This window comes from Cyanobium sp. BA5m-21 (assembly GCF_024346235.1).
GTDB classification, from domain to species: domain Bacteria; phylum Cyanobacteriota; class Cyanobacteriia; order PCC-6307; family Cyanobiaceae; genus Cyanobium_A; species Cyanobium_A usitatum.
Map to the genome: position 1 here is coordinate 1 of NZ_JAGQCO010000065.1, position 9,208 is coordinate 9,208.

General features: G+C 61.6%; 15 protein-coding genes. 9 read left to right on the top strand and 6 right to left on the bottom strand.

The window, feature by feature from the left end:
• Positions 1 to 105: 105 nt before the first annotated feature.
• The gene (locus KBY72_RS13140) at positions 106 to 471 is read right to left on the bottom strand and encodes an AbrB family transcriptional regulator (RefSeq protein ID WP_254959621.1); all 366 of its coding nucleotides are present in this window, start codon (positions 469 to 471) and stop codon (positions 106 to 108) included.
• Positions 472 to 608: 137 nt separating this feature from the next.
• Here KBY72_RS13140 and KBY72_RS13145 point away from each other — a divergent pair, with 137 nt between their 5' ends.
• Positions 609 to 1,160, top strand: coding sequence for a GNAT family N-acetyltransferase (locus KBY72_RS13145; protein WP_241518252.1), 552 nt, complete (start codon positions 609 to 611; stop codon positions 1,158 to 1,160).
• Complete coding sequence (locus tag KBY72_RS13150; RefSeq protein WP_254993768.1) at positions 1,153 to 1,683, top strand: Nif11 domain/cupin domain-containing protein; 531 nt, start codon at positions 1,153 to 1,155, stop codon at positions 1,681 to 1,683. The genes KBY72_RS13145 and KBY72_RS13150 overlap by 8 nt, the downstream gene beginning before the upstream one ends.
• Here the strand turns inward: KBY72_RS13150 and KBY72_RS13155 are convergent.
• The 4 genes from KBY72_RS13155 to KBY72_RS13170 form a co-directional block, all read right to left on the bottom strand.
• Positions 1,619 to 2,122 (bottom strand): phosphate-starvation-inducible PsiE family protein, encoded by a 504-nt coding sequence (locus KBY72_RS13155; RefSeq protein ID WP_254993769.1) that lies wholly within the window; start codon positions 2,120 to 2,122, stop codon positions 1,619 to 1,621. The two genes, KBY72_RS13150 and KBY72_RS13155, sit on opposite strands and share 65 nt — an antisense overlap.
• A 284-nt stretch (positions 2,123 to 2,406) precedes the next feature.
• Entirely contained in the window at positions 2,407 to 2,733 is a 327-nt protein-coding gene (locus tag KBY72_RS13160; protein ID WP_254959751.1) for a hypothetical protein, read from the bottom strand.
• Positions 2,734 to 2,738: 5 nt separating this feature from the next.
• Positions 2,739 to 3,134, bottom strand: a complete 396-nt coding sequence (locus KBY72_RS13165; protein ID WP_254941783.1) for a YkvA family protein — start codon at positions 3,132 to 3,134, stop codon at positions 2,739 to 2,741.
• 44 nt (positions 3,135 to 3,178) lie between these two features.
• Complete coding sequence (locus KBY72_RS13170) at positions 3,179 to 4,102, bottom strand: sigma-70 family RNA polymerase sigma factor (protein ID WP_254959625.1); 924 nt, start codon at positions 4,100 to 4,102, stop codon at positions 3,179 to 3,181.
• A 202-nt stretch (positions 4,103 to 4,304) separates the two neighbouring features.
• On the opposite strand from KBY72_RS13170, the gene KBY72_RS13175 reads away from it, so the two are divergent.
• The 3 genes from KBY72_RS13175 (at position 4,305) to KBY72_RS13185 (ending at position 6,334) form a co-directional block, all read left to right on the top strand.
• Positions 4,305 to 4,793 (top strand): DUF2214 family protein, encoded by a 489-nt coding sequence (locus KBY72_RS13175; protein ID WP_106502844.1) that lies wholly within the window; start codon positions 4,305 to 4,307, stop codon positions 4,791 to 4,793.
• Positions 4,794 to 4,966: 173 nt separating this feature from the next.
• Complete coding sequence (locus KBY72_RS13180; RefSeq protein WP_254993770.1) at positions 4,967 to 5,470, top strand: peptidase; 504 nt, start codon at positions 4,967 to 4,969, stop codon at positions 5,468 to 5,470.
• A gap of 105 nt (positions 5,471 to 5,575) precedes the next feature.
• Positions 5,576 to 6,334 carry a phycobilisome rod-core linker polypeptide gene (locus KBY72_RS13185; RefSeq protein ID WP_254930008.1) on the top strand — a complete coding sequence of 253 codons (759 nt, stop codon included), beginning with the start codon at positions 5,576 to 5,578 and terminating at the stop codon, positions 6,332 to 6,334.
• An 8-nt stretch (positions 6,335 to 6,342) separates the two neighbouring features.
• On the opposite strand, the gene hisIE is transcribed toward KBY72_RS13185, so the two are convergent.
• Entirely contained in the window at positions 6,343 to 7,023 is a 681-nt protein-coding gene (gene hisIE / locus KBY72_RS13190; protein WP_261361243.1) for a bifunctional phosphoribosyl-AMP cyclohydrolase/phosphoribosyl-ATP diphosphatase HisIE, read from the bottom strand.
• A 34-nt stretch (positions 7,024 to 7,057) separates the two neighbouring features.
• On the opposite strand from hisIE, the gene KBY72_RS13195 reads away from it, so the two are divergent.
• From KBY72_RS13195 to KBY72_RS13210, 4 genes are all read left to right on the top strand, one after another.
• Positions 7,058 to 7,522, top strand: a complete 465-nt coding sequence (locus KBY72_RS13195) for a 6-carboxytetrahydropterin synthase (RefSeq protein WP_254930006.1) — start codon at positions 7,058 to 7,060, stop codon at positions 7,520 to 7,522.
• 54 nt (positions 7,523 to 7,576) lie between these two features.
• The gene (locus KBY72_RS13200; RefSeq protein ID WP_315859559.1) at positions 7,577 to 7,822 is read left to right on the top strand and encodes a hypothetical protein; all 246 of its coding nucleotides are present in this window, start codon (positions 7,577 to 7,579) and stop codon (positions 7,820 to 7,822) included.
• Positions 7,822 to 8,247: a hypothetical protein gene (locus tag KBY72_RS13205; RefSeq protein WP_254930005.1), complete on the top strand. Its 426-nt coding sequence runs from the start codon at positions 7,822 to 7,824 to the stop codon at positions 8,245 to 8,247. Before KBY72_RS13200 ends, KBY72_RS13205 begins: the two co-directional genes overlap by 1 nt.
• 36 nt (positions 8,248 to 8,283) lie before the next feature.
• Positions 8,284 to 9,208, top strand: a 925-nt coding sequence (locus KBY72_RS13210) for a permease (RefSeq protein ID WP_254993771.1), incomplete at its 3' end; no start/stop codon positions are given.

Sequence of the window (9,208 nt, forward strand, 5' to 3'; positions counted from 1 at the left end):
AGCCGCCTGACCAGAGAGTCGTGGACGGCAAGACAAAAAAACCCCGGACCAGCCGGGGGAAACAATTAACAGATGCTTAAGCAGCGTCAAATGGGGACGCGGCTATCACTCTTCGTCTTCGTCGGTGGCACCGGCGGGAATCAGGCGAATCTGCTTGCGGCCGAGCTTGATCTCGAACTCATCGCCGGGCTTGAGATCAAGCAGTGCCGTGTAGGCCTTGCCGATCAGCAGGTTGCCGTTGCCTTGCACGGTAGCGATGTAGCTGAGTTTGCGGCCGCCCTTGCCAACCTTGCCAGCACCGCCAAGCTCAACGCCCTTGGCTTCAAGCAGGGCCTCATAGAAGGCAGTGAAATTAAGGCGCTCGCCGCCATCCTTCTTATTGGAGACATAGCCGCAGACCCGGACGATCTCCGACTTACCCACATCGCCAAGCTCTTTGACCTTGGCAAGCAGTTCTGATCCTGTGAGCATCGATTTAGGGGATTGGTGGGTGAATTGGCGGGGCTTAAGAGGTTTGCCCCTGGGAATTACATTCAGAATTTACACCATTAACTGCAGCTGCCAAGCTTTGCCAGGCAATTCAATGCCTAAACATTCAGCCCATTTCGATGCTGGCTGGCAGCGGTGATAGAAAGCAGGCTGAACCCAGCAACGGGATGGAAAACCTGCGGGTGCTGCATCCCGTCGATCTCGATCAAGTAGCAGCGGTGTATCACGACGCCGTGATCAGCCAGGCCAAAGGCCTCTATAGCCAAGCTCAGATTGCGGCATGGGCCAACCATGCCCACACCAGCAATGCTGTTCGCGAAGCCCTGCATAGGGGCTATGGCCTGGCCAGCTGCGCAGCCAACAACCAAAACATTATTGAAGCTTTTGGGGTGCTGGATCCGCCGCAACGGCTATCGCTTCTCTATTGCCGCGGCAGAGCCTCCCGGCAGGGAAGGGGCCGCCTAATCCTGCAGTCCCTTGAAAGCCACGCCTGGCAACAGGGGGGCCGCCAGTTACACACCGAGGCGAGCCAGCTTTCTAAGCCGCTTTTGCTCCAGCTCGGCTGGCAGATCGAGGCCGAAGAGAAGGTGATATTTGCTGGGGAATCCTTCCAGCGATGGCGGATGATCAAAGACCTGAGCCAGCAAAACGAACGGGGCCGCGATGGCTGAAGCCCAATTGCAGCAATTTCTCGAGAAGGTTCGCCAGCTGAATGCCTTCGTGGCCCTCAGCGAGGCCGAGCCATCCCTGCGCCAGGCCCTGCGGGACTGCAGCAATCACCACGGGGTGGTGGAACTAGCCCGCAGCCGGGGCTTCGAGATCGGTCGGCGCTGGGGTGAAACCGATCCCCCCCGTCAACCTGAAGCCAATCTCTTAGCTACTCCCTGCCCTCTTAAGGGACAGGAAATCAGTGTCGTTTTAATGGATCAAAAAAACTGGCGACTTGAGCGGATCCACTCCTGCCTAGCAGCCAGTCCTGAGGGTTTTTGGTACGACCAAGAGGATCACGAGTGGGTAACCCTGCTCCAGGGCAGCGCCCTACTTGAGCTCGACGGTGAGACGGTGCCTGTAGAGCTCTGCCGAGGTGACAGCCTGCTGATTCCAGCCCACCGGCGGCACAGGCTGCTCGCTACGGATCCTGCTCCGGGGACCGTATGGCTGGCCCTGTTCTGGCGGGAGGCTGACGAATGTTGACGCTGCGAACCAGCCAGAACGCCGTCGCTAGGGCGAGCACCGCAATACCTAGCCCGCCGAGAAGCTCAGGCTTGTTTTCGGCCCCGGGGGGCAGCACGATCACCTTGCGAGCTACAGCGGTCATGGCTGTGAGCAACACCAGCTCGATCTGCACCACATGACGGCGCAGATAGGAGGTCACGTTTTGGAGCACCTCCACCGCAATTAGCAGGGTGAGCAGATCGCCCAAGACCGCATTTATCTTGCTGCCAAGCCAGGGCGTATCGGGCTGGAGCACCGCCGCGGTTACACCGATCGTTAACTGCACGGTGCCAGCTACCAACACCACCAGCAACACGAAGCCAAGCAGCTTGGCCAGGGATTGCTCGCTGCGATCGATCAGCTCGAGATAGGTGGCGTCTTGCCAGAGCCGGCGCAGTTTTTTGATCACAGTCTCCAATTAATTCTTGAACTGCTCATAGATAGGTCGGGCTTGGGTGTCGCTGGGGGAGCTTTCCAGCTGGGTGTCACAAGTGATGGATCCATCCGCTGCTGTGACGCAATTTTTGGGCTTGACCTTGGTGGATGGCCCCACGGAGCTGCCAGGGCCCAAAAGAAAACTTTCAGACTGGGCCAAGGCTGGAGCCATGGCGAGCAAGGTGCTGGCGGCAAGGGTTGCCAAAGAAACGCCTGGGAGCTGCATCGAAGCAATAGCTGTTATTTCGCCACTCTGAACGGCCATGCTCAGGTTTGCTGGTCTTGGCGAATTTCCTGCAACAGCAGATCTAGCTGCCCCAGCGAAGCCTCCAACCCCAGCCGACCCGCACCCTCGCTCTGGCCCGCTCCATCTTCGTTTTGCCAGAGCTCCTCAACGCCACACAGCTGCTTGGCGAGGCCAGGCAACCCGTCGCGGTTGTGAGTGCGTTGCAGCACCTCAAGCAGGACGGGCATCCGAATCGAAGCAGCTTGCAGAGCGCGCCTGAGATCCGCCTGGGTGCGTCCGGTGTGGCGCAGCCAGTCTTTGAGAAAGCTCTGCAGATCATCGAGCTCTGCATCTGTGAGGCTGGCCATCGCTATCAGCGGTTCAGGGGAAACCATTGATCCAGTCTGCGCTGGGCCCGCAACTGCACCGCCGGGGTGCGATGGCGACTGCACAAACCAAGCAACGCCGTAACGGCCACAAGATCATCGCTGAAGCCCGCCGCCGGAATGAAATCTGGAATCAGATCTAAGGGCACCAGCAGGTAGGTGAGCGCGGCCAGCACGGTGAGCTTGGCTGGTGCAGGGGTCTGGGGGTCAAGCAACAGCTCCAGACATTCCAGGGCCGGCCTGGCCAGGGTGCGGCCAGCCCGGCGCAACAACTTGAGCAACACCACCTCATTCACCTCGGTGCTCTCCAACACCTGGGCATCAACGACGGGAGCATCCGTTGCGGAAGCATCCCCTGAGGTCGGATCTACGAACTCGGTCACGGCAGCACTGCAGCCAACTTGCTCATTCAAGGAGCAAACGACAGCTACTCGGCTTCCACCAAACCGCTATCGATGCCGGTTTTCCGCAATTTGCGCAGGGCCCGCTGCAGCACCTGGCGGCAATACTCCCGGCTGCAATCGAGCTGGCGGGCCACTTCAGCCAGGGTCCGCCATTCGTGGCTGCTATCGAGACCGAAGCGCTGCATCACCACCGTGAGCTCCTTGGGGGTGAGGTTGGCGCATTCGAGCAGGGTCCACACCGCGGCCGTGCGCTCGGCAAGCTCAACGCGCTCCATCGGCGGCAGCTCCGGGCTGGGCAACACATCAACCAGCTCAAAGGGATCAGACTTCGATTTCACCACCCCCTGCAGGCTCACGGTGATGCTGCGTAGTTCGCAGCCCAGCAAATCATCCACTGCCGCCTGGGGCAGATGCATCATCTGGGCCAACTGGGCTGGCCTAGGTGCAACTCCGTTGGCCTGGAGATAGCGAGCTTTGGCAGCCCGCAATTTTGTGAGCTTTTCATTCACATTGACGGGAATGCGAATGGTGCGGCTCTGGGTGGATAGGGCGCGGGTTAGACCCTGTCGAATCCACCAATAGGCGTAAGTACTAAAGCGATGCCCGCGGCTGGGATCGTATTTCTCCACGGCGCGAGTGAGACCAAGGGTGCCCTCCTGGATTAGGTCCAGCAGCTCTAGGCCCTTGTTCTGGTAGCGCTTGGCCAGGTTGACCACCAGCCGCAGGTTGGCCGTGATCATTTGGTTTTTGGCCAGCTCACCGGCTTTGAGGGTGCAGCGCTCCAGATCATTGAAGTCGCAAGCAGGTCCCGAGCCACCGGCATCACGGCAGCGCTCCTGCAAAAGGGCCATGGCCTGCACCTTGCGACCCAAGGTGAGCTCCTGCTCGGGTGTCAACAACTGATGACGGCCAATTTCACCTAAAAAGACGCTCAAGGAGCTCGCCATAGATCACCTAAGCAATGAATTGAACCTAAGGGCAATCAGCAAGCACAAACGGACTAACAAAAAAGCTTCCGACTTTCAAAATTCCCCTCAATTCCCGTGCTTGTTCAACTTTCACAATGGCTGCTGATTTCAGCTCCCTGTTGGGCAGGGCAGCAGGCCAGCTGACCGGCCGGTTACGGTTGCCAAGATTTGCCTACTACATATGCCTGGCTTGGCTGCCATCCCCCCTGAAGTGCTCTCCCGCGCTGGGGTGGCCTACGTGCACTACGTGAGCTTCATGCTCTGTTTTGGCGCCTTGGTGCTTGAGCGGCGCTTGATCAAGCCAAATCCAAACAAGGCCGATGCCACCTTGATGGTGATCACCGATGTGGTGTATGGCCTGGCAGCCCTTGCCCTGCTTGTGAGCGGGATTCTGCGGGTTCTGTACTTCGGCCAGGGAAGCGAGTTTTATACGGAGAACCCCCTGTTCTGGTGGAAGGTTGGGCTCTATCTAGGGGTGGGAGGGCTGTCGCTGTACCCCACCATCACCTACATCCTCTGGGCCATCCCGCTGCGCAAGGGCGAGCTGCCCCAAGTAAGCGAAGCTCTCGCCACCCGTCTGGGCTGGATTCTCAATATTGAGTTGGTGGGCTTTGCCCTTGTGCCCCTACTAGCCACCTTGATGGCCCGCGGCGTCGGCCTGCCTGCCTGATGCTGCGGCGATTAAGCCGGCGATTAAATCGAGCGAGCCTCCCGGCTTGCGGCCTGGTGCTTGCTCTGGCGCTTTTTCCAGCCAGGGCATTGACAGCCGAAGCAGCTGGGGGTGATTACCGCCAGCTGCTGGTTCCCACACCCCACGGCTGGCCCAAGCGTCAAAGTTGGTGCGTGTGGATCGAGCCCGCCGCAGCCGACGGGCCTGCCGCCCGCTGGGATCAGCTTTGGCTGCAAGCCGTGGAAGCGGCGCTGGCAAGCTGGGCTGAATTGGTCACGATTCACCGCAGCGAAAGCAGGGAATCGGCCCAAGTACAGATATTGAGGCGCCGGCCACCTCTGCAGCGGGGCCGGGCCAGCCATGGCCGAGCCGAGCTAGCTCTGGCGACGAACAAGCCAGGCGACCCCCCAAAAATCGAACCGCGGGTACTGGTGAGCATCAGCCCTGGGCAGCGACCGGACGCCATCCAGGCCACGGCCCTGCACGAACTTGGCCACGCCTTCGGGATGTGGGGACACAGTGATCAGCCCCAAGACGCCATGGCGGGCGTGCCCGGGCCAACCCCCGTGCTGCAACTCACGGCCCGGGATCGGGCCACTTTTATGTGGCTGCAACAGCAGCCCGGTCTTCCAGGCAGTGACTCAACTGCAGCCGGGGACCAGGTCGGCTGCCATTAATTGCGCAATGTTGCGCATTGTCAAGTTGTCTGATAATCCAACGAATCTTTTAAAGAGCGCTTGAAAAAACTTATACGTTGCTCGCCTTGAGGATTTTTCAGCCCTGTGCCCTTGCCCGTTCTGGCCACCAAGCCACTCACCAACAGCGCTCGTGTCAGCAGCTTTCTGGCCGCCGGTGAGGAAAGCCCCCGCCAGATCGACACCACTTGCCTGGTGCGGGATCCGGCAGCCACCGATGCTGTGATTGAGCAGGCCTACCGTCAGATCTACTTTCACGCCTTCAAAGTGGACCGTGATGCGGTGCTGGAATCCCAGCTGCGCTCCGGTCAGATCAGCACCCGCGACTTCATCCGCCAACTCCTGCTCTCGGAGAAGTTTCAGAGGGATTTTTATCGCTGCAATAGCAATTACAGGGTGGTGGAACAGGTGGTGGGTCGGGTATTTGGCCGACCGGTGCATGGCCAAGCTGAACAGATCGCCTGGTCGATCGTGATCGCCGAGCAGGGTCTGCCCAAGTTTGTTGACGCGCTACTAAATTCCGACGAATACCGCGACAACTTCGGCGACAACCTGGTGCCTTTTCAGCGCTCGCGGGTACTTCCCGGCCAGGACGTAGGCACCATGCCCTTCAACCAGCAAGCCCCCCGATACGACTCCTACTGGCGTGAGGCAATGGCCAGGCGCGCGCCCACTGGAGGATTAAACCCCTGGACAGACGGCGGCGGCTGGGCCCGCCCAGCCTGGCTGGAAGGCCAGCCCACACCAAGGGTCCAAGCTATCTGGCAATACACCGTGGCAACTGGAGGCTTCGTGCTTACCGGCCTGGTGATCTGGATTGCTGCGGCCATGCTCAGCACAGGCTGAGGCGGCCCTCAGTCCCGCCGGGGCGCGCCGCGGCGGGCGGCCAGCACCTGCTGCACCTGCCGCCAGCTGACTCCGTGGTGGGCAAGGGCTACCTGCAGGTGGAAGACGATATCGGCCGCTTCAGCGGCGATCTCGGCGGCGTTGTCGTCCTTGCAGGCCATCACGAATTCGGCGCTCTCCTCCCCGATCTTCTTGAGGATGCGGTTGTCGCCCCCCTCCAACAATTTGTTGGTGTAGCTGCCGGGCTCGGGAAGGTCGCGCCGCCCTTCGATCACCCGCATTAGTTCGGTGCAAACATCTGCCGGCGGCTGAGCGGCCGATGGCCCCCCGGCCGTGGGCTCGGGACCGTTGTCGTAAAAGCAGCTGCGGGCACCGGTGTGGCAGGCCACATCGCCGCTCTGCTCAATGCTGAGCAGCAGCACGTCAGCGTCACAGTCGTAACGCAGGCCCTTGAGCTGCTGGATATGGCCGCTGGTAGCCCCCTTATGCCATAGCTCCTGGCGCGAGCGGCTCCAGTAGTGCACCTCGCCGCTGGCGAGGGTGCGCTCGATCGCCTCCTGGTTCATCCAGGCCACCATCAACACGGCGCCATCGAGCCAGTCCTGGGCGACCGCGGGGATCAAACCAGCTTCGTTGAAGCGCAAGGCCCCAATGAATTGAGGGTCTGGGGGCTGAAATACTGCTGACAAGGCCCTTGCGCTGCTGCTGTCCCGATCCTGACCCATGCCCACTCCGGCCTACAGCTGCAGTAAAACCTTCAGCGGTTATCCCTGTTGCCATCGCCAATGGCGCCACCAGGGCCACTGCCGCTTCGTGCATGGTTACAGCCGCAGTTTTAGCTTCTGGTTTCGGGCCAATGAACTCGACGACTGTGGATTTGTGGTGGATTTCTCCAGCCTGAAAGAGCTCGAAGCCCGGCTGGCAGATCAATTCGACCACACCTTTCTGGCCAATGCCGATGACCCCCTCCTCTCCACCTGGCGCCAGCTGCACGACCAGGGCGCCCTCGACCTGCGCGTGATGGCCAATGTGGGCATGGAGGCCAGCGCGGAGCTGGTGTGGGGCTGGGCAAACGAACTGCTGCACGGCCGCGACAGCGGCCGCAGCTGCTGCTGGAAGGTGGAGGCGAGGGAAAACGAGAAAAATGCCGCCTGTTTTGAAGCCCTTCCCGGGTGGTTCAAACCCTGACATCAAGCCAGCAATGACTGGGCCAGGGGCGCGGGGCTCCTATCTTGCGCCTCAATGAACCGCCACCGCCCGATGGGCCGCTTGCTCCAACTGCTGACCGCTGCCCTGATGCTGCCCGCTGCCGCCCTGGCTCAGACCAGCCCAGGTGGAGGTGGGGTTCAGGCGCTATATCCCAGCAAGGCCGCGGCCGAAAAAGCCGCTAAACATTTCCACTGCACCGGAGCGCACCAGATGGGCGATAAATGGATGCCCTGCGCCAAACATGGCGATGGCCATGGCAGCCATACGCCGGCTCATTAATGCCCAAGTGCGGCGACAAACCCAAGCTGCTGGCCATCGGCATCGCACCCCTGGGCATCATCTCGATCGGCATCGTGCCAATGGGGGTCGTGAGCATTGGGGTGGTGCCGATGGGCGTGCTGAGCCTCGGTGCCGTGGGCATGGGGGTGATCAATATCTGCGTGGTGGGCATGGGCATCGTGGTGGCTGGCGTCAATGTGATGGGTATCTGGAACCCCGGAGCCAGCACCCCCCACCAGCACCACCAAGCGGCCACCGGAACCCATACCCCAAATATCTACGCCTACCCAAGCAAGCAGGAAGCCCTGATCAAAGCCAAACAGCTGGGCTGCAACGGCGTCCATGCGATGGGTTCGATGTGGATGCCCTGCGCCACCCATCCCGAGCTCGAGCCACCCCCAGCTGCGCAAAGCCAAAGGCCCTGAATCAGCGTCCATGATGGCCATCCCTGCGGGTTGCTCTTGGCACAGCTGGCGACCGCCTGGGCAATTTTTCAGGGTTTGCTGCTCGAAGCCCTGCCGTTTCTGCTGATTGGCGTCGGTATCGCCAGCCTGGCCCGCTGGCTGGCCCCTGGAGGTGCCTGGCTGCGGCAGCTGCCAGCCCACCCCCTGCTGGGGCCCCTCACCGGTGCCGCCCTTGGCTTTGCCCTGCCCGCTTGTGAATGCGGCAATGTGCCGGTGGCGCGGCGGCTGCTGGCCGGTGGTGCGCCGGTTGCTACGGCCCTGGGCTTTTTGTTTGCCGCGCCGGTGCTGAATCCAATCGTGCTGGCCAGCACCTGGGCCGCCTTCCCCAACCAACCCTGGCTGCTGGCGGCCCGCCCCGGAGCAGCCCTGCTGCTGGCGGTGCTGCTGGCCACGGTGCTGCGCCTGCTGCCCGAGGCCGAATTACTAGATCCAGTGCTGCTTGAAGAACGGCGGCTGAGTCAGCCCTTGACCCAGGTGGGGCTGCTGGAGCGTCGCAGCGGAATTGTGGGTGCCATCGGCGCCAAGGTGCAGCCCGTCAAGGTGGCGCGGCCGCCCTTGCAGGAGGTGCTCCAGCACGGCAGCCGCGAATTTCTCGATCTGGCCGCCCTGCTGGTGCTGGGTTGTGCCATCGCCGCCACGGTGCAGACCTTGCTGCCGCGCAGCTGGCTGCTGGCGGTGGGGGGGGCTCCAACCATCTCTGTGCTGAGCCTGATGCTGCTGGCGGTGGTGGTTTCGGTTTGCTCCAGCGTCGATGCCTTCCTTGCCCTTGGCTTCGCTGCCCAGGTCACCCCGGGAGCGCTGCTGGCCTTTCTGGTGCTGGGCCCGGTGGTCGACCTGAAGCTGCTGGGACTGTTCCGGGTGCTGTTCAAGCCCAAGGCCATCGCCCTCACCAGTGCCGCCGCAGCGGTGGCCGTGCTGGTGC